Annotated in this window: 20 protein-coding genes and 1 tRNA gene; 10 read left to right on the top strand and 11 right to left on the bottom strand. The window is 60.1% G+C overall.

Annotation, left to right across the window (positions count from 1 at the left end):
• The first annotated feature begins 139 nt into the window (after positions 1-139).
• The 4 genes from AC3EMP_RS30500 (at position 140) to AC3EMP_RS30485 (ending at position 4510) form a co-directional block, all read left to right on the top strand.
• A complete protein-coding gene (locus AC3EMP_RS30500; protein WP_352711204.1) occupies positions 140-1336 on the top strand; it encodes a DUF262 domain-containing protein in 1197 nt (398 codons plus the stop codon).
• 110 nt (positions 1337-1446) lie between these two features.
• On the top strand, positions 1447-2793 hold the full coding sequence (locus tag AC3EMP_RS30495) for an AAA family ATPase (RefSeq protein ID WP_488494711.1): 1347 nt from the start codon (positions 1447-1449) through the stop codon (positions 2791-2793).
• Positions 2794-3270: 477 nt separating this feature from the next.
• A complete protein-coding gene (locus tag AC3EMP_RS30490; protein ID WP_352711210.1) occupies positions 3271-3645 on the top strand; it encodes a hypothetical protein in 375 nt (124 codons plus the stop codon).
• Positions 3646-3649: 4 nt separating this feature from the next.
• Positions 3650-4510, top strand: coding sequence for a lysozyme inhibitor LprI family protein (locus AC3EMP_RS30485; protein ID WP_352711213.1), 861 nt, complete (start codon positions 3650-3652; stop codon positions 4508-4510).
• A gap of 27 nt (positions 4511-4537) precedes the next feature.
• Here AC3EMP_RS30485 and AC3EMP_RS30480 read toward each other — a convergent pair whose 3' ends face one another.
• The 3 genes from AC3EMP_RS30480 to cpdR form a co-directional block, all read right to left on the bottom strand.
• Positions 4538-5485, bottom strand: a complete 948-nt coding sequence (locus AC3EMP_RS30480) for a site-specific integrase (protein ID WP_352711216.1) — start codon at positions 5483-5485, stop codon at positions 4538-4540.
• 147 nt (positions 5486-5632) lie between these two features.
• Positions 5633-5707: transfer RNA gene (locus AC3EMP_RS30475), tRNA-Val, on the bottom strand.
• Positions 5708-5822: 115 nt separating this feature from the next.
• A complete protein-coding gene (gene cpdR, locus AC3EMP_RS30470; RefSeq protein ID WP_023671195.1) occupies positions 5823-6185 on the bottom strand; it encodes a cell cycle two-component system response regulator CpdR in 363 nt (120 codons plus the stop codon).
• Positions 6186-6350: 165 nt separating this feature from the next.
• Between cpdR and AC3EMP_RS30465 the strand changes: the two genes are divergently transcribed.
• Together AC3EMP_RS30465 and hisN are read left to right on the top strand one after the other, a co-directional pair.
• Entirely contained in the window at positions 6351-7292 is a 942-nt protein-coding gene (locus AC3EMP_RS30465) for an N-formylglutamate amidohydrolase (protein ID WP_023710935.1), read from the top strand.
• Positions 7293-7628: 336 nt separating this feature from the next.
• Complete coding sequence (gene hisN, locus AC3EMP_RS30460) at positions 7629-8402, top strand: histidinol-phosphatase (protein ID WP_023671197.1); 774 nt, start codon at positions 7629-7631, stop codon at positions 8400-8402.
• Between the two features lie 12 nt (positions 8403-8414).
• On the opposite strand, the gene AC3EMP_RS30455 is transcribed toward hisN, so the two are convergent.
• From AC3EMP_RS30455 to AC3EMP_RS30440, 4 genes are all read right to left on the bottom strand, one after another.
• Positions 8415-9245, bottom strand: coding sequence for a helix-turn-helix domain-containing protein (locus AC3EMP_RS30455; protein WP_023704022.1), 831 nt, complete (start codon positions 9243-9245; stop codon positions 8415-8417).
• A 125-nt stretch (positions 9246-9370) separates the two neighbouring features.
• Positions 9371-9604, bottom strand: a complete 234-nt coding sequence (locus AC3EMP_RS30450) for a DUF1127 domain-containing protein (RefSeq protein ID WP_023671199.1) — start codon at positions 9602-9604, stop codon at positions 9371-9373.
• 3 nt (positions 9605-9607) lie between these two features.
• The gene (locus AC3EMP_RS30445; RefSeq protein WP_023704021.1) at positions 9608-9763 is read right to left on the bottom strand and encodes a hypothetical protein; all 156 of its coding nucleotides are present in this window, start codon (positions 9761-9763) and stop codon (positions 9608-9610) included.
• Positions 9764-9927: 164 nt separating this feature from the next.
• Complete coding sequence (locus tag AC3EMP_RS30440) at positions 9928-10887, bottom strand: alpha/beta fold hydrolase (protein ID WP_023704020.1); 960 nt, start codon at positions 10885-10887, stop codon at positions 9928-9930.
• 458 nt (positions 10888-11345) lie between these two features.
• Between AC3EMP_RS30440 and AC3EMP_RS30435 the strand changes: the two genes are divergently transcribed.
• Together AC3EMP_RS30435 and AC3EMP_RS30430 are read left to right on the top strand one after the other, a co-directional pair.
• On the top strand, positions 11346-11813 hold the full coding sequence (locus tag AC3EMP_RS30435) for an Hsp20 family protein (protein WP_023671202.1): 468 nt from the start codon (positions 11346-11348) through the stop codon (positions 11811-11813).
• 157 nt (positions 11814-11970) lie between these two features.
• Positions 11971-12735, top strand: a complete 765-nt coding sequence (locus AC3EMP_RS30430; RefSeq protein WP_023686418.1) for a sulfite exporter TauE/SafE family protein — start codon at positions 11971-11973, stop codon at positions 12733-12735.
• Here AC3EMP_RS30430 and AC3EMP_RS30425 read toward each other — a convergent pair.
• A complete protein-coding gene (locus AC3EMP_RS30425) occupies positions 12732-13628 on the bottom strand; it encodes an MBL fold metallo-hydrolase (protein ID WP_023686417.1) in 897 nt (298 codons plus the stop codon). The two genes, AC3EMP_RS30430 and AC3EMP_RS30425, sit on opposite strands and share 4 nt — an antisense overlap.
• An 18-nt stretch (positions 13629-13646) precedes the next feature.
• Complete coding sequence (locus AC3EMP_RS30420; protein WP_023686416.1) at positions 13647-14696, bottom strand: threonine aldolase family protein; 1050 nt, start codon at positions 14694-14696, stop codon at positions 13647-13649.
• Positions 14697-15205: 509 nt separating this feature from the next.
• Here AC3EMP_RS30420 and gltB point away from each other — a divergent pair.
• Both gltB and AC3EMP_RS30410 read left to right on the top strand, forming a co-directional pair.
• Positions 15206-19957, top strand: a complete 4752-nt coding sequence (gene gltB, locus AC3EMP_RS30415; RefSeq protein WP_488494710.1) for a glutamate synthase large subunit — start codon at positions 15206-15208, stop codon at positions 19955-19957.
• A gap of 140 nt (positions 19958-20097) precedes the next feature.
• Positions 20098-21552, top strand: a complete 1455-nt coding sequence (locus AC3EMP_RS30410) for a glutamate synthase subunit beta (RefSeq protein ID WP_488494709.1) — start codon at positions 20098-20100, stop codon at positions 21550-21552.
• On the opposite strand, the gene AC3EMP_RS30405 is transcribed toward AC3EMP_RS30410, so the two are convergent.
• Together AC3EMP_RS30405 and AC3EMP_RS30400 are read right to left on the bottom strand one after the other, a co-directional pair.
• Positions 21549-22754, bottom strand: a complete 1206-nt coding sequence (locus AC3EMP_RS30405) for an SGNH/GDSL hydrolase family protein (RefSeq protein WP_023820653.1) — start codon at positions 22752-22754, stop codon at positions 21549-21551. The genes AC3EMP_RS30410 and AC3EMP_RS30405 overlap by 4 nt on opposite strands.
• Positions 22755-22857: 103 nt before the next feature.
• Positions 22858-24081: a lytic murein transglycosylase gene (locus AC3EMP_RS30400; RefSeq protein ID WP_352594670.1), complete on the bottom strand. Its 1224-nt coding sequence runs from the start codon at positions 24079-24081 to the stop codon at positions 22858-22860.
• Positions 24082-24244: the final 163 nt, after the last annotated feature.

The raw sequence follows: 24244 nt of genomic DNA, 5'->3' as shown, positions 1-24244 counted from the left end.
AGATACGGTTTCAAGACACAGGAAGGGTGCGGATCCTCCTTTCCAATGTCCTTTGCGCTTCCATCTCCAAAACCTTCGTTTAAGAGAGCGTGGACCCGAACGGCCTCGCCCGGTATGTTCCAAAGAAAACGGGGCCGATATGATACTTTCGCCATCTGATCCAGATATCCAGACCATCGTCGGACGTATCGAAAACGGCGACCTTGATCTACAGCCGGACTTCCAGCGTGGCGAAGTCTGGTCCACTCAAAAAAAGAGACGCCTCATAGATAGCATTTTGCGAAATTGGTATATCCCGCCAATTCACACCGTCTTAGTTCCAGAAAGCAATAAGCAAGATGTCCTCGACGGACAACAGAGACTGGTAGCGATACGGGATTTTGTGCGCAATCTCTATCCTGTAGATGGTAATATACAGCCATTCGATCCAGCGATAAGCCGCCTTGATGGTCTGTACTACACAGATCTTCCTAAGGACGCCCGGCGTCTGTTCGATACGTTTACGATCAGAGTAATGAGAGTGACTGACTATCGGCCCGAGGAGCCGGGGGAGTTATTTTTTAGGTTAAATGCGATCACAAACGTAACCGCTGCTGAACAGCGCAACGCTTTTTACGGTCCGGTCAGGCAGCAGGTGAAAGAACTTGTCCAATATTTTGAGGAGTCGGGAGGTTCGGCCTCTCTCGGCTTCTCAAACTCTAGAATGGCTTATGACGATGTACTGTCGAAGTTTTTATGCACGATGGAGGCTGGTTCTTTATCAGTCAAGCTGACTGCAAACGTCGTATCTGATCGATTTAGAATGGATGAGCCATTTACTCCAACGTTAGTATCCTATGCCAAAGAGGCAATTGCGACGTTTGAATTGTTGAAGAGTTACTCCAAAGAGACGAAATTCAATAAAGCGACGATGCTGTCGTGGCTGATATTCTGTGCGACATTCTCGCTACATAAGAAAACGCCTGATATTAAAAGCAATAGCGACTTCCTTTTTACATTTGAAATGATGAAAACAATAGCCAGTGACAAGGATATTGCCTCCAATATTGATGGTAAGCTTGCAATCAGAAAGGAGTGGGAAAGCCTTTTTAGCATTTACAGTGACCGTTCAACTTCACGAGTGCTTGACATATCATCAGTTGTATTGCGTGATTTCGTCATACATTTCGCTTATCTGTGCGCAACGTCCGGTGATGTAGATAGACTTCCCATAAATGACACAAAGAGAGCCATCCTAATTAAGGTGCTCGAAGGATGGGGTTCGGGACCGGAGTACCTGTCGGAGCGTAATCTCGAAAAGCTGCTGACCCCGGCATCGTGGGGGAGGCTGCTGTGAGGCGGGCTGAGGCCAGTGACAACTGGCAAAGACTGAGGTCATCCAAGCCCTTTTCGTCGAGACTGGTTCGAATTGAGTATTCGGGGATCGCAGGCCTGTTTGATGGCCACGTGGATTTTTCGTCTCCAATCACCATGGTCTGCGGATTGAATGGCGTTGGAAAAAGTCTTCTGCTGCGTCTGGTTTGGGCTGCGCTCGACTGGGAGTCTGGAAAGAGTATCGCCCCACTGGTTGGTCGGATCGCAAATGGTAAGGTCACGGTTTCGCTGAGAGCCAATAATACGCCGATCACTCGGCTCATCGACGGAAATCAGTTAACAGTCGATGATGTGATCCCAGATAATGTCGGAATTTCGTATGTTGACGCACCCAAGACAGCAATCGAACTATTTAGCTTCTTCGCTCAGGTCGAAAGTATAGATGATATTCTGAACGGGATTGACCCGATACCTCTCGACGATGAAGACCTCGCAACGCTGAAGTATATGACAGGCAAATCGTATAGCGAAGTTGGAATATTTGAGATCGAAGGGTTTGATAGTATCAAACCATTTTTCAGAGCGAAGGAATATGGCATAGAGTACGATGTGAAGACAATGAGTCTTGGGGAGATCTCTTGTTTTTATATGCTATGGTTGTTTCGGAGGGCGAAATCTGGATCATTCTATTTTATTGATGAGCCGGAAACATTTATTTCACCGATGTCACAATCGTCAATGATGGATTACATTGCTCGTGTCACCTTAGAAAAGAAACTTAGTGTTCTTCTATCAAGCCATTCGACGAGAATGATGGGTCGGTTATCCAAGCAGGACCTTGTTCTGATGTTCGCAACGCCGCTTGGAACAAAGTTCTATGATAACAGTAAATGGAGGCGGTTTCTCCAAGATATGGGTATGTCATCAGGGAGAAGGCATGTTCTGTTGGTAGAGGACAGGCTGGCCAGAGTCTTCTGTGGGAATCTACTTAGCAAATTTGATATGGCGTTGTTGTCTGAGTCTGAGTTGCTTGATGTCGGCGGAGAGGCCATCATAACAGAATTGCGGAAAAAGTTTCCTAGGCACACAAAAGATCTGAAAATCGTTGGCATATATGACGCTGATATAGAAGTGCGAGGTAGTAGAAAGCCGATATGGCCATTCGTGAAATTGCCGGGGGAATTGAGTGTCGAGGCTGCATTTAAAAAAATTGTTACGGATTCTCCAGTTAAGGTCTCAACTTATCTCAATCGTGCGGCGGATGACATTGAGATTGCTAATGCAAAGTTGGCTGGTGCAGACATGCATGATTGGACGTTCGAAATGGCAAACGGCTTGGGATTTGAGTACGACGTTCTGGTTTCGCTGCTAACAAACGCATGGTTGTCCGAGCAGGGAAATGAGACCGCTGCCCAAGAGTTTGTGACTGACGTGCGCAAAAAGACCGAGTCGGTGCCGGTGGCTGACGATGAAGGGTGACTGCTCCGTAACTTGCATTGCCGGGCGTCCAGAACCTTTTATGGGCCGTTGGACAGAGAAAAGTATGGAAGGATAGCAGCTTTGAGAGGGAAAAGGTTCCAACTGCCTGTGCTTTTTGTTGTTTGGTGTGCTGTTTGCATGTGCAGCGCCACAGCGAAGGACTACGGAGTGCAGGGTGAGTGGACGGAGAACGAGAAGTGGTGCGGCACACCTGATGTGGTTTCCATTGACCCGAAAAAGCTTGGGGGTATGGAGTTTGTTTGCAATTTCGAGGGCGGTGATGCGTCGAATACCAAGCACTGGGTGATGAAGGGCAGGTGTTCGGGTGAGGGGGAGTATGAGGATGGTTCTAAGCCTCCTCTTGCTCAAATCGATCTGTTTGTCGTCAGCGAGATATTGACAATTCGAATCCATGACACCGCTAGGTCAGATTGGCGTCTCGCAGTAAAATGCAAATGACTTTCTCACGGGGGTGACATGATTTTTATGCGCAGTACGCTTTGTCTCTTGGTGGCCTTTGCGCCGTTCTCGGCCAGCGCAGCTGACAGGCTTCCCTTTCCGGACGGTTCATATGCGTCCAACGCAAAGTTCTGCAAAATGAGCAGGGAACAGGCCTACAATGTGTCGGAATTTGCCCTTTATGACATCCGGGGGAGCGAACTTTCGAACTATGAGACTGCCTGCACCGTGAAAGGCGTCTCAGTCAAAGGGGACACCGTAAAATTCAAGCAGGTGTGCGAGACTGAGGGCGAAAGCACGGTCGACAAGGTGGCTTGGAAGAAGCTCAGCGTAAACAGCTTCTCGGACGAGAAAGGCCAAGTCTGGACGGGGTGCGGTCGCTTTGTGGAATGATCCAATGCGTCCGTCTTCTCGAGTACTTTTGGGTGTGGCGCTTGCGTTCTGTCCACTGCCGGCGGGCGTCGGCGTTGCGGCCAGCTTCGATTGTCGAAAGGCCTCAAGCAGAGAAGAGCGCCTGATTTGCACAAACCGGAATCTGTCGGACCTTGACGGCCAGATGGCGGACGCATTTAAGGCGGCTCGCCGAAAATCCAACGATAAGGATGCTCTTCTGGCTGATCAGAAGGATTGGCTGGAAACACGAAGCATGTGCGTACTTCGTGGCGATAAGGCGATGCAGATCAGTTGCCTGATCTCTGCAACTGAAAATCGTCGGGATGAGTTGCTGAACCTTACAATGAGTGGCGAGTTGGCACCGGAAGGTAGCGCCGCCACGATGTCGAACTCCATTGTCGGTCGACGAATCCAAAGCCGTTGTCACATGGATTATTGCGGCTGGTTTAGCATCGAGAAGCGCAGCATCGCCGCTCGTGCGCCAGATGGTGTCCTCTACAAGGTTGAAAGTCGGTATTGGGAATCAAGACATCCCGAAGGCACGTATGACACGCCGGCTCCTTTGAAAGATAATGGGCGAGGCGATTGGTATGCGTTCTGTTCGCTGACACGTCCGGCGACGATGTTCCACGACAGCACTGAAAACAACTGGGTCGTCTCGACGCTATCCCCTAACGATCAAGGTGGGATTTTTGGCTACAATGAGTCGGCATACACGGAATATTTCGCCGCCTGCCACGATATCGAAATCACTGATGTCTATGGTCCGATGATCTCGAAGGCAAAGCGATTGGGTTACCGGGTTGATGCAGAAGCGGTAAAGCAGGAGCGGTTGTCTGATCCGATGGATTATCTGTCGGAATAGCGCATTCAGACGGAAGCGAACGTTTTGCTAGTCTTTCTGCCCGTTCAATTTCGACAGGACCACCAGCCGGTTTGCGTGTGCGTAGCTGTATAGCATCCGCATATCCTTGTGCCCGGACATCGATTGGACCTCAGGCGCAGTGAGCCCAAGTTCGAAAAATCGACTTATCGCTTCGTGACGGAGATCGTGGAAACGCAGATCATTCACGCCGGCCCGTTTGGCCAGCCGTCGCCACGCTTGAGAAAGGGCACTCGGCGAGATTGGAAATACCCGCTCTTCGATTTTTGCAACGGAATCCAAGATTGCGATAGCGGTGTTCGACAAGGCTATGGTTCGAGATTCGCCATTCTTCGATGTGCGAATGAAAATATGGTCCTTGCCGATTTGGTCCCATCGCAGAGCAAGGAGTTCTCCTCTGCGCATTGAGGTCTCTTTGGCGAGCAGAAGAATGGGCAAGAGGTGTGGGTTTCGACTTGCCCTGACGGCAACGAGAAGCTGGGCGCCCTCAGCTGCTGTCAGTCGGCGTTGCCGTCTGTCTGAAAACACAGGGATGACTAATTTCCTAGTGAGATTCTCGATGGGTATGCGCCAAATCGAGCTAGCTATCTCGAAGAGATGACTGAGGATAGCTAGTTGTCGGCGCACCGTGCTGGCGCTGACTTCTTCGAGCCGTCCGTCACACCATTCTTGAAGATGCTCCCTGCGTAATTCGCTCAGTTTCAATTGAGCCATGGGATGTCGGAGAAATCGTTCGAGAACCCACCGTTCCATATTTAGGTGGCCACGTTTTGCAGGGGAGATAGCGTCTCGATAGCGAGCCAAAAGGTCAGCGAGTGTCGAGGTCTTTAGGATCGAACGATCCGGGATCAGGCCCTCTCGTTCAATTTCCAGTTCGGTGGCTTGAACCCAGCAAACGGCATCGCTGCGATAGGTGAAAGTCCGACCAATCGATCTGTGTCCGCTTTTGCGAACCATGGCCTGCCATTTCTCGCCCCGCTTTCGAATTGTGCCCAAAGTCTCTCTCCGTGTGACAAGAGTGTGACACCGAGCGGCTGGCACCTTGGATGACTGGACGACGCCTTACTGCTGTCGCCAGAAAGCAAGTGATTTTAAGGGATTGGATGGTGGGCGTGACAGGGATTGAACCTGTGACCCCTGCAATGTCAATGCAGTGCTCTCCCGCTGAGCTACACGCCCATCCGAAGCCGCGCATACACCATTTTTGGTCCAGCGCGTCAATAGCCGGAAAAGGGAAAGAAAGGCTCGTTTTGCCGCGCCGCCGACGAAGCGGCGAGATCACACTGTGCGCGCTTCAGGCGGCCTGAAGCATTTTTTCGACCTCATTGACGAGATCGCGCAGGTGGAAGGGCTTGGACAGCACCTTGGCGTCTTTCGGCGCCTTGGAATCGGGGTTGAGCGCGACGGCCGCGAAACCGGTGATGAACATCACCTTGAGGTCGGGATCGATCTCGGTGGCGCGGCGGGCGAGTTCGATGCCGTCCATCTCCGGCATGACGATATCGGTCAGCAGCAGGGAGAAGGGTTCTTCGCGCAGCCGCTCGTAGGCGCTGGCGCCATTGTCGAAATCGCTGACGTGATAGCCGGCCCGCTCCAGTGCCTTGACCAGGAACCGGCGCATGTCGTCGTCGTCTTCCGCCAGCAGAATGCGTGCCATCTTGTCCCGTCCGAATCACCCCAGCCGAGCCTGCCGTCCCGGCAAGCCCGTTAACCATCCTGTATATGAGGAGCTGACGGTAAACATCAAGTGAACGTTGGCTGCATTAATCCTGATTTGACGGGGTTCCTGACATGCCGAAATGCTGGACATGCGGCCGATGAGGTGGCAGTTTCCCATCATGATGCATTGCTGTTTCCGGGTTCGTTCAAATTGACGACGGCAGCCGAAGATTTTTCGGTCGTTCCACCCTTCGAAATCCGATCGGGCGCCGAGCAGCGCGTTCCCTTCGTCTTCAACTCACCGCATAGCGGCCGCTATTATCCAGACCGCTTCCTGGCCATGGCGCGGCTCGACCGGAACGCCATCCGCCGCTCCGAGGACTGCTATGTCGACGAGCTGTTCGGCGGCGCGGTGGCGCTGGGCGCGCCGATACTGGCGGCGAATTTTCCGCGCGCCTACCTCGACGTCAACCGCGAGCCCTGGGAACTCGACCCGCGCATGTTCGCCGAGCCGGTGCCGTCCTTCTGCAACATCCGCTCGGCGCGCGTTGCCGGCGGGCTCGGCACCGTGCCCAAGCTGGTGGGTGAGGGGCTCGACATCTATTCCGGCCGTCTGCCGCTGGCGGAGGCCGTCCAGCGCATAGAGGCGGTCTACAAACCCTATCACGAGACGCTGAAGCGGCTTTTGACCAGAACCCATGCCAGGTTCGGCTATGCCGTGCTGATCGACTGCCATTCGATGCCGGCGAGCATCAGGGTGGGCGACAGCGGCCTGCGGCCGGATTTCATCGTCGGCGACCGTTTCGGCATCTCGGCCACGGCGGCCCTGACCGAAACGGCGATCGGCCTGCTCATCGGCATGGGCTACACCGTCGCCCACAACAAACCCTATGCAGGCGGTTTCATCACCGAGCATTACGGCCGGCCGGCGCGCCACCTGCATGCGCTGCAGATCGAGGTCAATCGCGGCCTCTACATGAATGAGCGGACGTTCCAGAAATCGGCCGGCTTCGATGCGCTGGCCGACGATATGGCGCGCTTTTCGGCCGACCTGATGGCGATGCCCGACCACCACTTCGTCGACCTGCCACTGGCCGCCGAATGACGCCGGAGCGGCGGCTGTTCATGCAATCCCGCGCTGGCCATCCCGCAGCGTAAAAAAAGACCGCATCGTTTGCACGACACGGTCGAAGTCTAGGGAGGAAACGCCCAAGGAGGGCATGGACAGGAAAACCTGTCCGAGAACAAATTTATTGTGCGATGCACAAATGTCAATCGATCCCACGCTTTTTTAATTCACTCTGATGTGAAAATGCGTTTCGATGGTCCCGATGTGTGACATTTCGGCAACGCTGATGTCTCTGATAAATCGATAAACCGGCTTGTTTTGGCGGGAAAGTGCCGCCAGACCGGTTGGCACTCTGCAATGCGGGAGAATCACGTGGACATCAGCATCGATTTCATGCGCCGGATCGCGCAAGCGGCGGCGGCTGAAACCCTGCCGCGTTTCCGCGCACAGGGCGCGGTGGCCAACAAGGAAAAAGGCAGTTTCGACCCGGTCACCGAGGCCGACCGCGAGGCCGAGCGCGCCATCCGGGCGCTGATCTCGGCTGAGTATCCCGATCACGGTATCCTCGGCGAAGAACATGGCAGCGAAAACATCTCCTCAAGGCATGTCTGGGTGATCGATCCGATCGATGGCACCCGCGCCTTCATCTCAGGCTTGCCGGTGTGGGGAACGCTGGTCGGATTGACGGTCGACGGTGACGCCGTCGCCGGCATGATGGCGCAGCCCTTCACCGGCGAGCTGTTCTACGCCAACGCTTCCGGCTCCCACTACGAAGGCCCCGGCGGGCCGCGGAAGCTGTCGACCCGCAAGAGGACGAAGCTTGACGAGGCGACCTTGTTCACCACCACGCCGGCGCTTTTCAAGGGCGAGGCGCGCACCCGCTACGACGCGTTCGAGAAACAGATCCAGCTCGCCCGCTACGGCGCCGATTGCTACGCCTTTGCCATGATTGCCTCGGGCAGCGTCGACATCGTCGCCGATCCCGGATTGAAACCCTACGACATCGTGGCGCTGATCCCGATCATCGAAAAGGCCGGCGGCGTCGTCACCACATTCGAGGGCGGTCCGGCGGAAAAGGGCGGCGACATCCTGGCCGCCGCAACGCCGGAGCTTCACGCGGCTGCAATGGCAGCCTTGCGCGGCTGATAGTCGACCCGATCAGCGCGGCTTGATCGAGCGCTGGAATTCCGCCGGCGTTCGCCCGTAGACCTGCCTGAACGCTGAGCTGAAATGACTGTGGCTGGAGAAGCCGAGGTCCAGGCCGAGCGTGGTCAGATTGTCGTAGCAGCCAAGCAGGTCGAGCGCGCGCGCCAGCCGCAGGCGCAGATGGTAGCGATAGAGCGGCATCGCCTCGACCTGCTGGAAAACCTGCGTGAGATAAACCGGTGATACCCCGACTTCAGCGGCGATCTCGGCCAGCGTCCAGCGCCGCGAAAGATCCGAGGACAGGACGAGCTTGGCGCGATCGACCAGCTTCTGCCGGCCAGCGCTGGCGCCGGCGGCATGCGAGGTGCGCTCGCCGAGGGAGCGCCGCACCAGCGTCAGCGCCAGGGTTTCGGCCTCCAGAGTTTCGGCAATGTTGCGGCTCAGGCTGTGGCGCAGCACCGCCACCAGCGCCTGAGCCCGCGGGTCGATGCGGCGGCGCTGACGACGAAACGCCACGGCGCTGCCCGAGCGCAACTGCTCCTTCGGCGTCAACTCCTGCAGTTGCGCCTCCTCGACAACGAGATCGAGGCAGGAATCGCCACCCTCGACGGGATGGCTGATCCGGTAGCCTTCGGCGTTGTTGAAGAACAACAACTGGTTGGCTTCGGCGACCGCATCGTTGCGGCCGACATGGCGCACGAAGACGCCGCGGTAGGGAAACACAAGATGCGTGGCAGCGGTGCACTCTTCTTCGCTCTTGTGCCGGCATTCGCCGCTGCAGAGGACATCCCTCACCCTGACGGTGCCGGTGTCCAGAAGCGTCTGTACCGTGAACTGCGACATGGTGAGCTGAGACATGGCCGTTGCATTCTACCCTTGCGCCGAAAGCTGCTCCGGCACATTAGGCGATTGGCTTGTCCAAACCTGTCAGGAGACTTCACCTGTCAGGCCCTTCGTGCGGCCATGGCTCAGTCCCACAAACGGCGCATGTATTCGCAGTGAGCGTCGCTGCGCGACAGGCCGATGTCCTTGAGCTGTTCGTCGGTCATTTCGAGCAAGGCAAGGCGGCTTCGGCGCCTTTCCAGTTGACGGCCGATCCAGTTGGCCGCCGCGATGCCTTGTGTCCGCAAGGACCGCCGGAACGTCGCGGTTTGAGTTGTCGGCTGATGTGCGAGGCATTGCGCTGCATGATCGGGGCGCATCGCTCAGGCTTCCCCGTTGCCGGCCACTGATGCGCCGGCTTCGTTCAGCGCAATCGCGCATTCCTCACAGCAGACCTCGACGGTCTTGCCGCCGACCTTGACGCGGATCGGATTGGCGTCCAGCTGGCAATCGCAGGCAGCGCAGGTTTTCTCGGTCATGACGTCATCTCCTTGGCGTTCGGTTCGACACGGAGAGATGAGCATTCCGGGGCGGCACCGGCTGTCAGAATCTTTAGCTCTTTGTGTGCTGCCGGCGCTGCTCCTGACAGAAGGCTGTCAGCAGGCGCAAGCTCAAGGCGCCGTAACATGCAGCGCCGGCGGCATCAGGCTGTGGGGTCGTCGTTGCCGGGTATGAAGGCGTCGAAGGCGGCGAGCAACTGCTCGCGATAGACATCGGCCTCCTGCAGGATCTCGTGTTTCGAGCCATCGATCATCAGCAGCGAGCCGAGGCGCAGACGCCTGGCGTAGGCTTCCACGGCCTTGGTCGAGACGACCTGATCGGCGCCGGCGGCGATCATCAGCAGCGGCACCTGGATCCTGGCCATGAAGTCGGGCTCGCTGATGGCTTCGCCTGCCTTGATTGCCGCCTGCAGCCAGCGGATCGTCGGCCCGCCGAGCGCCAGTTGCGGATAGTGCTCGTAGATTTTCGTGTTGCGCTGATAGCGCCCGGGGTCCGATGTCACCTTGTTGAGGGCGAAGGGCAGGGTTTCCCTGGGACGCGGACCCCAGGCGGCGTAGAGCCGACCGAGGCCGAGAAAGCACAATACCGAGCAGACGCGGCGCGCCGTTTTTGCCGACACGGGCGAGTCGGGCACCGTCAGGAAAGGCGCAATCAGCACCATTCGACGCACCCGGTTGACCATCGACGGCGCCGCGAGCAGCGCGATCACGGCGCCCATCGAATGGGCGAGGATGTAATACGGGCCGCGGCAGTCGGGCAGCACGATGTCCTCGAAGAACTGTTCGAGGTCGCCGGTGTAATCGTAGAAGGAGCGGACATAGCCGCGTTGCGGGTCGGCGATCAGCCGGTCGGAATCGCCCTGGCCGCGCCAGTCGAGCGTGGCGACGCCGAGGCCGCGGTCGGTCAGGTTGCGGATGGTTTCGAAATACTTCTCGATGCACTCGTTGCGGCCGGGCAGCAGCACGACGGTGCCTTTCAGCGGCCGAGTGACCGCGGCAAACAGGCCGTAGCGGATCTTCTTGCCGTCGCGCGTGGTGAAAAAGCCGCCGGCGACATTTTGCGGCGGCGGATTGCCTGGCGTGGGATGGAAGAGATCCGTCATTAGGCGCTTGCGTCTTCGTGGTGTCTCACCCGGCAGGGCGTCGGCATGGTGATAGACGCCAATGGATGAAAAGCAAAGGGAGGACGCCAAGGGGGCGGACGAACGACAAGCAAGGCCGGAAGCAGCCTGCGGCGGCGTGCTTCCGGCCTCTGTCGATCCGGGAGGAAGGGACGTTACACCCGGTCGGCCTCGTCGCGGCGCTTTCATCCGGCGCCGCCTGGTTCTTTATCCTGGGGGCACTCTAGCGCCGGCCGGCTGAACGGGCGCCGAAGCAGCGGTTCATCTGCCGTTCATCGACGCCTCGATTGGCGCTCTTCAAAAATCCTTGAAATGAGCTTTTGCGCTCCCCAAATGTCGGATGCAGCCGCCGATGTCGGGGCTGCTGGTCCACCCGAAACGCCTTTCCAGGGTTTCGCACCGGCCACACGCAAACATGTTGCTCAACAGGAGAACACCTCATGCGTCACGTTGATTTTTCCCCGCTCTATCGCTCGACCGTCGGCTTCGACCGCCTGTTCACCATGCTCGACTCGCTGGCCCAGCCCGATGGCGCGCAGACCTATCCGCCCTACAACATCGAGCGCACCGGCGAGGACGCCTATCGCATCTCGATGGCGGTTGCCGGCTTCTCGGACGAAGAGATTTCGATCGAAGCCCACCGCAACGTGCTGACCGTCAAGGGTGAGCGCAAGGAAGAGGGCAATGGCGAAGGCTCCGAGCTGCTCTACCGCGGCATTGCCTCGCGTTCGTTCGAGCGCCGCTTCCAGCTTGCCGACCATGTCGAGGTCGTCGGCGCCACCCTGAAGAACGGCCTGCTTTTCGTCGACCTTAAGCGCAACATCCCCGAGGAGCTGAAGCCGCGCAAGATCGCGATTACCGCCTCTTCGGCCAACGCCAAGCAGATCGAGGCCAAGAACGCCGCGTGATCAAGACGGCGGCGTCACAACGCCCAAGGTTGAAAGCGTCTCCTCCCGAGACGAAAGCGGCGCCGCGAGGCGCCGCTTTTTTTCGCCGCAGCCTCTGTCACCCCAACCGAAGAGTTCTGGCTCTTTTGCGGCGGGCGCCGTCTTCCCATGAAGGGCGATGTCTGATCTTTCGGCTGATTTTTCCCTGGCCCTAACGGCAACCATTGCGGTGACCTTCCTGCTGGCCGGCATCGTCAAGGGCGTTACCGGTATGGGACTGCCGACGTTGGCGATGGGGCTGCTGGGCACAATCATGCCGCCGGTCGCCGCGGCTTCGCTGCTGATCGTGCCGTCCTTCGTCACCAATATCTGGCAGCTGTTTGCCGGCCCGAGCTTCGGATGGATCCTCAGGCGGCTGTGGCTGATGATGGTCGGCATCGTCGCCGGCACGCTGGCCGGCTCATGGCTGCTGGCCAGCGACAATGTCAAATGGACGACGGCCGGCCTCGGGGCGGCGCTGATCGTCTATGCCGTCTATACGCTGCTGGCGCGGCAGTTGACGGTTCCCGCGTCAGCCGAGCGCTGGTCGTCGCCCATCGTCGGTTTCCTTACCGGCATCGTCACCGGCGGCACCGGCGTGTTCGTCGTGCCCGCTGTACCTTACATTCAGGCGCTGGGCTTGAGCCGTGACGATCTGATCCAGGCGCTCGGCCTGTCCTTCACCGTGTCGACGATCGCGCTCGCTGCCGGCCTTGCCTCGCACGGCGCGTTCCAGGTCGGGCATGTCGCCATGTCGTCGCTGGCGGTTGCGCCGGCCTTGCTCGGCATGTGGCTCGGACAGTTGCTCCGGCAGCGGATCAGCCCGGCGACCTTCCGGCGCTGGTTTCTTGTTTTCCTGATCTTGCTTGGCCTCGAGCTTTTGGCGCGGCCTTTCCTTGCTTAGCGACCGGTGCCGGTTGCGAGAACGGCCTCGATGTTTTGCCGGTGGACGGGCTCGTACAGCGCGAAGTACTCGACCGCGCCCGTGGCGAATATGTCGGCGCCGAAGGTTTTCAGATCCTGCTTCGCAAGATCAGGCTCACGCCGGCAGCGAAGCAGTTTTTGAACGTAGGCTTGCGTGGCGGCGATGAGGCCTTTGTCGTAGCCGCCTCGCTCAATCGCTTCGAGCGAGCCGTGATTGGGCAAGATGCGGTCTATCGGCCACCCGCTCATGCGTTCGAGATCGACCAGATGTTGCGCCAGCCGATCCGCCTCGCTGACATAGGTGATCGGATCCTCGAGCGTGTCGCCCGCCAGGAGCAGGCCGGTTTCGGGCATGAACAGCACCGTGCCGTCATGGCTGTGGATTTCGACCTGACGCAGTTCGACGGCGATCGATCCAACGGCGAGGTCAAGACTGCCTGCGAAGGTCCTGTTCGGCAGCACGAGAGGCTTGATCGGTGGAACACCGCTTTCGATCTCAGCCCGGTTGTTCGCGAGCGCCGAGGCGGTGAGCGTGTTGGCGATAATCTCGCAATCCTGAAACACCTCATTGCCGGCAATATGATCGTCATGCCAGTGGCTGAGCACGACCCGGATCGATGTTGCGCCCATGTCTTCGAGCGTCTGCCTGATGAAGCGCGCGTGAGGCAGCGAAATATGCGTGTCGTAGACAAGCGCCTGCGAACCATCGACGATCGCATAGGTGCAGATGCCGAGGGCATAGGCGCCGTCGTCCAGCCAGTTCGGCTCGTCCGACCAGGCGCGAACGCCGTCAACGCGGCCATCGTAGAAGCCGAGCACGTTTGGCGCCGGGCGAACCAGCCGCATGGTTGAGCCGAGAGGTGGCTTTGTCATTGGCGCGGTCTCGCGGGTTCAGGCGATCATCTGGCCGAAGCGATCGACCTCATCTGAAGTCGTGGCAAAGCTGGTGACGAAGCGATAGAGCAACTCGTCCTCGCCGACATGGCCGTCGAAGCCGTGCGGCCTGTGCCAGTCGTAAAAGGCTGCGCCGACGGATTGCAGCCTTTCGGCTTCCGCCTTTTTCATCACCGCGAACACCTCGTTGGCCTGCGGCAACCAGGCGAGCTTCGCCGTTGCCGAATCCTCGATCGCAGCCGCCAGGCGCGCGGCCATGGCATTGGCATGACGGGCCGTGTCCAGCCACAGGCCGTCCGTGAAGTAGGCGTCGAACTGCGCTGCGATGAAGCGCGACTTGGAGAACAGCTGTGCGGCGCGCTTGCGCAGGAAGGACAACTCCTTGGCGCGGTCTAGATCGAACAGCACCACCGCTTCGGCGCACCAGCAGCCGTTCTTGGTGCCGCCGAACGAGACGATGTCGACGCCGCGCTTCCAGGTCATTTCGGCCGGCGTCGTCTCAAGCGCGACCAATGCGTTGGCAAAACGGGCGCCGTCCATATGCAGCGGCAGGGAAAAGCGTTTGGCGATCTCCGAAATGGTGGAAATGTCGTCGAGCCCGTACACTGTGCCGACTTCGGTCGATTGGGTGATCGAGACGGCCGTCGGGCGTCCCCAATGGACGATTTCGGGTGCGAAACGGGCGACGGCGCGTTCAAGGTTGTGCGGATCGATCTTGCCCAGGGCGCCGTCGACAGCATGGAGACGCGAGCCGCCGCTGAAATATTCCGGCGCGCCGCATTCGTCCTCGATGATGTGCGATTCGCGGTGCGCAAAGGAAATGCCGCCGGGCTTGTTGTAAGCGGCCAGGGACAGCGAGTTGGCCGCCGTGCCGGTAGCGACGAAGAACACCGCGACCTCGCGTTCGAAGATCTCGCTGAAACGCTGGTAGACGGCCCGGTCGAGATCGCCATCGCCATAGGCGGTCGAAAAGCCGCCAGCATTGGCTGACAGCCCGGCGGCAATGTTGGAATGGACGCCCGCCCAGTTGTCGGATGCAAAGAACATCAGGAAAGTCCCTGCCTGGTTGAGAAAGTCTGGTTGCGACAAGAGCGCGACCATGGCCGTTTCGGGGTTTGACGCGCAAGGGCCAAGGGCTGAAAAAGCGGTAAAGCCAAAGGCGATCACGAAGGAGTGCCGGGACCGAAATTTCGTTTCAACAGCGCCCGACGTAATTTTCTGTCGCCAAACGTCCAAGAATTTGGTGAATCGGTCTTGTGTGCGCCCAGGATTTCTGCCATAAAAATTTAGGACAGTAGTGCTGTCTTATTTTGTCGCACAAGTCAGGCTGGATTGGCGTATCATTTGGGCCACTCCGGCCGTTGCCGCGAGCGACGGGTAGACGGCTCGGCTGTGGCCTGTACGATACCGGATACGAACCGGCGGTGCACCGCACGGTCCGCCAAGGATTTCGAAAAGACGTGCCGCAAGAATGAGAGCGGAAGCCAGTCGCTTCCCAAGGTAGACCAGCGCCCCAAATGCTAGACGTGCAAGGGGCCGGATCGGAGGACAGGACGATGACGGAACTGACGCCATCTGCGATTATCGGCCAGGCCGCGCAGACGAAAGCGGCAGCCGTTAAAAATACCGTTCTGACCAAAGAAGGCCGAACCACCAACGGCCTGACCGGCAACGGTATGGCCGCGCAGGGTCTCTACGATCCGCGCAACGAGCATGACGCGTGCGGCGTCGGCTTCATCGTCAACATGAAGAACGTGAAGTCGCACCAGATCGTCAAGGACGGGCTCTTCGTGCTCGAAAACCTGACGCATCGCGGCGCTGTCGGCGCCGATCCGCTGATGGGCGACGGCGCCGGCGTGCTGGTGCAGATTCCCGATCATTTCTTCCGCGAAGAGATGGCGGCCCAGGGCGTCGAACTGCCGGCGGCAGGCCAATACGGCGTCGGCCACTGGTTCATGCCGCAGGATGCGGCACTGCGCGCCCATATCGAAGAGATCATCGCCGAATCGGCGCTGTCAGAAGGGCTGCCGCTTTTAGGCTTTCGCGACGTGCCAGTCGACAATTCATCGCTGTCGAAGGCGCCCGATATTGCGGCCTCCGAACCGTTCCATCGCCAGGTCTTCATCGGCCGCACATCGGACATTCCAGATGACGAGGAATACGAGGCCAGGCTGTACCTGCTGCGCAAGGTGATTTCCGGCCGTATCTACGCCGAGAACAACAACAAGGATATCGGCGCCTACTGTGTGTCGCTATCGGCGCGTACCATTGTCTACAAGGGCATGTTCCTGGCCTACCAGGTCGGCGCCTATTACAAGGATTTGTCGGATCCGCGTTTCGAGACCGCGCTGATCCTCGTCCACCAGCGCTTCTCGACCAACACCTTCCCGTCCTGGAAGCTGGCGCACCCCTACCGCATGGTCGCGCATAATGGCGAGATCAACACGGTGCGCGGCAACAACAACTGGATGGCGGCGCGCCAGGCCTCGGTCGATTCCGAACTGTTCGGCAACAACATCTCGAAGCTGTGGCCGATCTCCTATGACGGCCAGTCCGACACGGCGTGCTTCGACAATGCGCTCGAGTTCCTGTTCCAGGGCGGCTACAGCCTCAGCCATGCCATGATGATGCTGATCCCCGAAGCGTGGGCCGGCAACAAGCTGATGGATGCCGACCGCAAGGCTTTCTACGAATACCATGCAGCCCTGATGGAGCCGTGGGACGGGCCGGCCGCGGTCGCCTTCACCGACGGCCGCCAGATCGGCGCCACGCTCGACCGCAACGGGCTGCGGCCGGCGCGCTACATCGTCACCGACGACGACCGCGTCATCATGGCGTCAGAGGCCGGCGTGCTGCCGGTGCCGGAGGAGAGGATCGTCAAGAAGTGGCGGCTGCAGCCCGGCCGCATGCTTCTGATCGACCTCGCCAAGGGCCGCATCATTTCCGACGAGGAGATCAAGTCGGAGATCGCCACCAGGCATCCCTACAAGACCTGGCTCAACAACACGCAGCTGATCCTCGAGGATCTGAAGCCGGTGGAGCCGCGCGCGCTGCGCAAGGATGTCAGCCTGCTCGATCGCCAGCAGGCTTTCGGCTACACGCAGGAAGACACCAAGCTGTTGATGTCGCCGATGGCGACCACCGGCCAGGAAGCCGTGGGTTCGATGGGCACCGACACGCCGATCTCGGCGATGTCGGACAAGTCGAAGCTGCTCTACACCTATTTCAAACAGAATTTCGCCCAGGTCACCAACCCGCCGATCGACCCGATCCGCGAGGAGCTGGTGATGAGCCTGGTGTCGTTCATCGGGCCGCGGCCGAACATCTTCGACCTGGTCGGCAATTCGCGCCGCAAGCGGCTCGAAGTGCGCCAGCCGATCCTGACCAATGGCGATCTGGAAAAGATCCGCTCGATCGGCCACACCGAGGACCGTTTCGACACCAAGACCATCGACATCACCTACGGGTCGAGCGAGGGCGCGGCCGGCATGCAGGGCGCCGTCGAGCGTCTGTGCGAGCGGGCGGAAGCCGCTGTCGCCGGCGGCTACAACATCATCATCCTGTCCGACCGCCAGGTCGGTCCCGACCGTATCGCCATTCCGGCACTGCTGGCGACGGCTGCCGTGCACCACCATCTGATCCGCAAGGGTCTGCGCACCGCGGTCGGCCTGGTCGTGGAATCCGGCGAGCCGCGCGAAGTGCATCATTTCTGCTGTCTCGCCGGCTACGGCGCCGAGGCGATCAACCCCTACCTTGCCTTCGATACGCTGCTCGACATGCACAAGCGTGGCGAACTGCCGGCTGAGGTCGACGCCTACGAGGTGGTCTCGCGCTACATCAAGTCGATCGGCAAGGGCATCCTCAAGGTGATGTCGAAGATGGGCATCTCCACCTACCAGTCCTATTGCGGCGCGCAGATATTCGACGCCATCGGGCTGAAGTCGGATTTCGTCGAGAAGTACTTCACCGGCACAGCGACGCTGATCGAAGGTGTCGGTCTGGACGAGGTCGCGGCCGAGACGCTCAGCCGCCACACCGACGGTTTCGGCAACGATCCGGTGCTGCGCAACAGCCTCGAGGTCGGCGGCGAGTACATGTACCGCATGCGCGGCGAAGCCCACATGTGGTCGCCCGACGCCGTCGCCACCTTGCAGCACGCCGTGCGTCAGGGCTCGTGGGAGACGTTCAAGGAGTATTCCGCGCAGATCAACAGCGAGACGGCCCGTGCCCAGACCATACGCGGCCTGTTCAGGATCAAGCTTGCGGAAGAGACCGGCCGCAAGAAGGTGGCGATAGAGGACGTGATGTCGGCGGCCGATATCGTCAAGCGCTTCTCGACCGGGGCGATGTCGTTCGGCTCGATCTCGCGCGAGGCACACACGACGCTGGCGCGCGCCATGAACCAGATCGGCGGCAAGTCGAACACCGGCGAGGGCGGCGAAGAGGCCGACCGCTATCTGCCGCTGCCCGGCGGCAGCAAGAACCCCGAACGTTCGGCGATCAAGCAGGTCGCCTCGGGGCGCTTTGGCGTCACCGCCGAGTATCTCGTCAATTCCGATGTCATGCAGATCAAGGTCGCGCAGGGCGCCAAGCCCGGTGAGGGCGGCCAGCTGCCCGGCCACAAGGTCGACGCCACCATCGCCAAGGTCCGGCACTCGACGCCCGGCGTCGGCCTGATCTCGCCGCCGCCGCATCACGACATCTATTCGATCGAGGATCTGGCGCAGCTGATCTACGATCTGAAGAACGTCAACCCGGCGGCCGACGTCTCGGTAAAGCTGGTGTCGGAAGTCGGTGTCGGTACGGTTGCGGCGGGCGTCGCCAAGGCGCGCGCCGACCACATCACCATCTCCGGCTATGATGGCGGCACCGGCGCGTCGCCGCTGACCTCGCTCAAGCATGCCGGCAGTCCATGGGAAATGGGCCTTGCCGAGACGCACCAGACGCTGGTACTGAACGGGCTGCGCTCGCGCGTTGCGCTGCAGGTCGATGGTGGCTTGCGCACGGGGCGCGACGTTATCATCGGTGCGCTGCTCGGTGCCGACGAGTTCGGCTTCTCGACCGCGCCGCTGATCGCGGCCGGCTGCATCATGATGCGCAAGTGCCACTTGAACACCTGCCCGGTCGGCGTCGCGACGCAGGACCCGGTTCTGCGCAAGCGTTTCAAGGGCACGCCCGAGCATGTCATCAACTTCTTCTTCTATGTTGCGGAAGAGGTGAGGAGGCTGCTGGCCGAGATGGGCTACACCCATATCGACCAGATCATCGGCGACAGCGACCTGCTGGAAAAGCGCGAGATGATCCAGCAATGGAAGGCGCGTGGGCTCGATTTCGGCAAGATGTTCTTCAAGCCGGACGCGCCGCATGAGGCGGTGCACTGGACCGAACGGCAGAAACACCCGATCGACGATGTACTCGATCGCAAGCTAATCGAACTGGCGAAGCCCGCGCTCGAAAGCAAGCAGCCGGTCAAGGTCGAGGTCGACATCCGCAATGTCGATCGCTCCACGGGCGCCATGCTGTCGGGCGAAGTCGCCAAGCGCTTCAGGCACAAGGGCCTGCGCGAGGACACGATCCAGGTGAAGCTGACCGGCACCGCCGGCCAGTCGTTCGGCGCCTTCCTGGCGCGCGGCATCTCGTTCGATCTCGTCGGTGCGGCCAACGACTATGTCGGCAAGGGCTTGTCGGGCGGACGCATCGTCATCCGGCCGCCGGAGGAGTCCAGGATCGTCGCGGCGGAATTGATCATCGTCGGAAACACCGTCCTCTATGGCGCGACCGAGGGCGAGGCCTATTTCGCAGGTGTCGCCGGCGAGCGCTTCGCGGTGCGCAATTCGGGCGTCGCCGCCGTCGTTGAAGGCGTCGGCGATCATGGCTGCGAATACATGACCGGCGGCATCGTCGTCGTCATCGGCCAGACCGGTCGCAACTTCGCTGCCGGCATGTCGGGCGGCGTGGCCTATGTTCTGGATGAGGCCGGCGATTTCGCCGCGCGCTGCAACATGGCGATGGTCGAGCTGGAGCCGGTTCCGGAAGAAGACGATCTGATGGAAAGGCTGCTGCATCATGGCGGTGACCTCGACCACAAGGGTCGCGTCGACGTCTCGGGCGACATGACCACCCATGACGAGGAACGGCTTTACCAGCTTATCTCGAACCACGTCCATTTCACCGGTTCGGTACGCGGCCGCGAGATACTCGACGACTGGACGACCTTCAGGCCGAAATTCCGCAAGATCATGCCGGTCGAATACCGCCGCGCGCTGATCGAGATGGAACGCATGCGCATGGGCGTGGCGGCGGAATAGGTTTTTCGACTTGCCGGGAGGCGCAGGCTTCCCGGCGGAACTTTCAGCGACAGTTTGACCTCGGATGCAAGGTTGCCACGGCTGCCTCAAGGGGTTAACGGGTGCGAAAACCGCACCATCTGGACAGCAGGAACTGGACTATGGGCAAGGTAACAGGCTTTCTCGAAATCGACCGGCAGGTGCACAAGTACCAGCCGGCCTCCGACCGCATCCGGCATTTTCGTGAATTCACGCTGCCGATGTCGGACAAAGAGGTCGAGAAACAGGCCGCGCGCTGCATGGATTGCGGCATCCCGTTCTGCCACGGGCCGACCGGTTGCCCGATCCACAACCAGATCCCGGACTGGAACGACCTCGTCTACAATGGCGACTGGGACAATGCGATCCGCAACCTGCATTCGACCAACAATTTCCCCGAGTTCACCGGCCGCATCTGCCCCGCGCCCTGCGAGGAAGCCTGCACGCTGAACCTCGAGGACATTCCGGTTGCCATCAAGACTGTCGAACAGGCAATCGCCGACAAGGCTTATGAAACCGGCCATATCCGGCCTTATCCGCCAGAGAAGAAGACGGGCAAGCGGGTCGCTGTCATCGGCTCCGGCCCGGCAGGGATGGCGGCGGCGCAGCAGCTTGGCCGCGCCGGCCACGAGGTCAGCGTTTATGAGCGTGAGAGCCGTCCCGGCGGGCTGATGCGCTACGGCATTCCCGACTTCAAGATCGAGAAGCACTATATCGACCGCCGCATCGAGCAGATGCAGGGCGAGGGCGTGACCTTCCATTGCGGCGTCAATGTCGGCGTCGACAAGCCGGTGGCAGAGTTGCTCGCCGGATACGATGCGGTGCTCTATTGCGGCGGTTCGGAATTGCCGCGTCCGGCCAACATTCCGGGCGACGATCTCGGCGGCGTCTATGACGCCATGCCCTATCTGGTGCAGCAGAACCGTCGCGGCGGCGGCGAGCCGATCCAGTCGGTGGCCTGGCCGTCGCATCCGATCATCGCCGGCGGCCAGCATGTCGTCGTCGTCGGCGGCGGCGATACCGCGTCCGACTGCGTCGGCACCGCCTTCCGCCAGGGCGCGGTGCGCGTCACCCAGCTCGACATCCGCCCGCAGCCGCCGGAGAAGGAAGACAAGCTTTCGGTCTGGCCTTACTGGGCGACCAAGATGCGCACCTCGTCCTCACAGGCCGAAGGTGCGGAGCGCGAATTCCAGGTGGCGACGCTCGAATTCATCGGCGAGGACGGCCAACTGACCGGCGTCAAATGCTGCGAAGTCGACGAGAAGCGCAAGCCGATCGCCGGCACCGAATTCGTCATCCGTGCAGACCTCGCCTTCATCGCCATCGGCTTTGCCGGACCGGCTGCCGCCGGCGTCGCGAAAGAGCTGGACGGTGAGATGAAAATCACTACCGACAGCCGCCGTTCCCGCAATGTCGAAGCCAACGATCGCGACTACAAGACCAGCGTCGACAAGCTCTACGCCGCAGGTGATGTGCGCCGCGGCCAGTCGCTGGTTGTGTGGGCGATCCGCGAAGGCCGCCAGGCCGCGCGCTCGATCGATGAAGCGCTGATGGGGTCGACGGTACTCCCCCGTTAACGATTGATCGCCGTCGTCGTATCCGTCGCGGCAGCGGCCTTGGGCGGCCACGAGAAGTCGTCGGCGCGGCCGGGCGAGGCCTCGGGCGCCTTGCCTTCGAGGATTAGTTTTTCGCCGGGCAGATCCGGATTGGCTTTCGGCGCCGCCGCCGCACCGAGAAGTTCGGTACCGCCGTCGAGCGCCGGATCGTTGAGCAGCATTGGAACGGTGCGGTCGACCACGATCGGGGCGGCGGGCAGCGACGGCGCCTCGACCGGGGCGCCGGCCGGTGCGGCAGCCGTCACCACGCTTCCCGGCGCTGCCAGGCCGAGGATCTTGGCCAGCGGCTTTTCGGTGTAGAAGGCGAGCTTTCGCTTGCCGGCTTTCGAGACGTTGATGCCGTCGTCGGAGCGCAGCCGCACGGCCTGGCCGTTAATGTCGGGGCCGGTCGAGACAAAGGCGCCGTTCTCGTCGACGAACCCATCCCAGACATCGACGAATTCGCCGCCGTTCTTCTCGGCTGCCGAGTGGTAGATGTCGTTGAATGCCAGCATGTCGGAGGTCATCTTCGGCGTCTTGAAGGCTGGCATGCCGACCCACAGATAAGGCACCTTGGTCGCCGCCAGTGCCTTTCCCAAGGCTTCGGTCCGGCGTTCGTATTCCTTGGTCCAGTTCTCGGAGCGCGGCTGCTCGCGCACATCGTTGACGCGCATCTGCTGGCGGTCGTTGGAGCCGAGCATGACGACGACCACGGAGGGTTTTTCGGTCTCGACCAGCGATTTGACCTGTTCGGGCCAATTGTAGACATCATCGCGCACGAAACCCGAAGAACCGTTGGCGCGCTCGACGATCCTGACGTTGGCATTGTCGGCAAAGGCTGTTTCGAGGCCTTCGGCCAGGCCGTTGGCCATGAAATCGCCGATCACCAGAACGACGCGGGCATCCGGTGTCTTCTCGACAATCGGAGCGGAAGGTTCAACGGGTGCACGGGGCTTCTTCTTGACCTTCGGCTTTGCCTTGCGGACGTCGAGCGGCGGCTCGATGCGTTCGCTGCGGCGCGGGAACAGAAGGTCGCGCAGCGACCAGCCGCGGTTCTGCGGTTGTTCCTGCGCCAAAGCCGGTGTGTGGAAACTGCCGGCGACCCCCGTCGCCAGGACAACGATGGCCAGAACGAGGATCGGCAAGCGGAAAACGATCACACGGATACGCGCTGCCGAAACCAAGCACCCTCTCCATCCCTTGGTGCATGGCCCTCGCAGCGGATCATGCACACATCAATGCTACGGCATCCCTTGTGCGCCGCAATGCGCGGCGCTGCCGATGGCTCTATTTCTTTCTGAGCCATTTGAGCACTTCCATGCTCGGATACCCGTCCTGGGTCAAGCCGACCGTTGCCTGATAGGTCATGATGGCGGTTTTCGTGCCGTCACCGATCTTGCCGTCGAACTTGCCGTCGTAAAGTCCGTGCTGCGAAAGCCGCTTCTGCAACTCCTGCCTTTCCTCGAAGGACAGTTTGGTGAAAGGCCGCTTCCAGTCCTGCACCAGACCATTAGAACCGGCGATTTCGTCGGCAAGAAGGCCGACGGCCAGGGCATATTTGTCGGCGTTGTTGTAGGCCTTGATGACGGAGAAGTTCTTGATCATCAGGAAGGCCGGTCCGCCTCGGCCGTCCGGCACTTTCAGGGTCGCCTTGTCGGTTGCGTTCTTGAACGGCTTGCCATTGGCCCTGGCGACGCCGAGCGCCTGCCACTGCGCCAATGTCTTCGAGCCGGCCGGCAGTTTGCCCGCCGGAATGGTGACCTCGTAGCCCCAGGTCTTGCCGCCCTGCCAGCCATTCTTCTTCAGCAGATTGGCTGATGTCGCCAACGCATCGGGAATCGAATTCCAGATGTCGCGCTTGCCGTTGCCGTCCATGTCGACGGCATAATGCTGGTAGCTGGTCGGGATGAACTGGGTCTGGCCCATGGCGCCGGCCCAGGAGCCCATCAGGTGGCTTTCGTCGATGTCGCCGGTCTGCAGGATTTTCAGCGCGGCGACCAATTGGGTGCGGGCGAATTTCGAACGCTTCGGGTCGCCATAGGCGAGGGTTGCCAGCGAGCGGATGACATTGCGCATGATGTCGTCGCGCTTGAGGATCTCGCCATAATTCGATTCCATCGACCAGATGGCGAGCAGGATGTAGCGGTCGACGCCGAACCTGGCTTCGATCCGTTCCAGCCACGGCTTCCATTTCCTGGCCATCTGCTGGCCGACGGCAACGGACTGGTCGTGGACGCGGTTGTCGAAATAGTCCCAGGCAGGTGCGGTGAATTCGGGCTGGGTGCGTGCCTTTTCCAGCACCACCGGGTCGGGCTCGCTGATGCCCCGGAACGCTCGGTCGTAGACCCCGCCGGAAACGCCGCCCGCCACGGCCGTGGCGCGGAAGCCGGCGACCCATTGCCGAAAACCGGCATCGGCGAAGGCCGGTCCGGCCGGCATCAGCAAGGCGAGCGAGAGGCTGGCCGCCGTCAGCACGCTGGTAAAGAGTTTTGCGGCACTGCGAACGGACATATTTTCCCCTTTCTCTATCTCAGGAAAGACCATTCATCGCCGAACCGGGTTAGCAATTGGTTTACCATAGGCGGCGCCTGGAACGAAAAGACACCTGGATGCTTTACCGGTTGATGTTTCCCTCAATGGCCCGATAATCCACAATTCCGGCGCGAAAATGTCG

This window comes from Mesorhizobium sp. P160219, assembly GCF_057786095.1.
The sequence above is the reverse complement of the archived record's forward strand: the minus strand, read 5'-3'. Positions and strand labels throughout refer to the sequence as shown.

Excerpts from the sequence above, each read along its gene's own strand:
- AC3EMP_RS30500 (WP_352711204.1), top strand. The coding sequence starts at position 140 with ATGATACTTTCGCCATCTGATCCAGATATCCAGACCATCGTCGGACGT.
- AC3EMP_RS30490 (WP_352711210.1), top strand. The coding sequence starts at position 3,271 with ATGATTTTTATGCGCAGTACGCTTTGTCTCTTGGTGGCCTTTGCGCCG.
- AC3EMP_RS30485 (WP_352711213.1), top strand. The coding sequence starts at position 3,650 with ATGCGTCCGTCTTCTCGAGTACTTTTGGGTGTGGCGCTTGCGTTCTGT.
- AC3EMP_RS30480 (WP_352711216.1), bottom strand. The coding sequence starts at position 5,485 with ATGGTTCGCAAAAGCGGACACAGATCGATTGGTCGGACTTTCACCTAT.
- cpdR (WP_023671195.1), bottom strand. The coding sequence starts at position 6,185 with ATGGCACGCATTCTGCTGGCGGAAGACGACGACGACATGCGCCGGTTC.
- AC3EMP_RS30455 (WP_023704022.1), bottom strand. The coding sequence starts at position 9,245 with ATGTCGCAGTTCACGGTACAGACGCTTCTGGACACCGGCACCGTCAGG.
- AC3EMP_RS30450 (WP_023671199.1), bottom strand. The coding sequence starts at position 9,604 with ATGCGCCCCGATCATGCAGCGCAATGCCTCGCACATCAGCCGACAACT.
- AC3EMP_RS30445 (WP_023704021.1), bottom strand. The coding sequence starts at position 9,763 with ATGACCGAGAAAACCTGCGCTGCCTGCGATTGCCAGCTGGACGCCAAT.
- AC3EMP_RS30440 (WP_023704020.1), bottom strand. The coding sequence starts at position 10,887 with ATGACGGATCTCTTCCATCCCACGCCAGGCAATCCGCCGCCGCAAAAT.
- AC3EMP_RS30435 (WP_023671202.1), top strand. The coding sequence starts at position 11,346 with ATGCGTCACGTTGATTTTTCCCCGCTCTATCGCTCGACCGTCGGCTTC.
- AC3EMP_RS30430 (WP_023686418.1), top strand. The coding sequence starts at position 11,971 with ATGTCTGATCTTTCGGCTGATTTTTCCCTGGCCCTAACGGCAACCATT.
- AC3EMP_RS30425 (WP_023686417.1), bottom strand. The coding sequence starts at position 13,628 with ATGACAAAGCCACCTCTCGGCTCAACCATGCGGCTGGTTCGCCCGGCG.
- AC3EMP_RS30420 (WP_023686416.1), bottom strand. The coding sequence starts at position 14,696 with ATGTTCTTTGCATCCGACAACTGGGCGGGCGTCCATTCCAACATTGCC.
- gltB (WP_488494710.1), top strand. The coding sequence starts at position 15,206 with ATGACGGAACTGACGCCATCTGCGATTATCGGCCAGGCCGCGCAGACG.
- AC3EMP_RS30410 (WP_488494709.1), top strand. The coding sequence starts at position 20,098 with ATGGGCAAGGTAACAGGCTTTCTCGAAATCGACCGGCAGGTGCACAAG.
- AC3EMP_RS30400 (WP_352594670.1), bottom strand. The coding sequence starts at position 24,081 with ATGTCCGTTCGCAGTGCCGCAAAACTCTTTACCAGCGTGCTGACGGCG.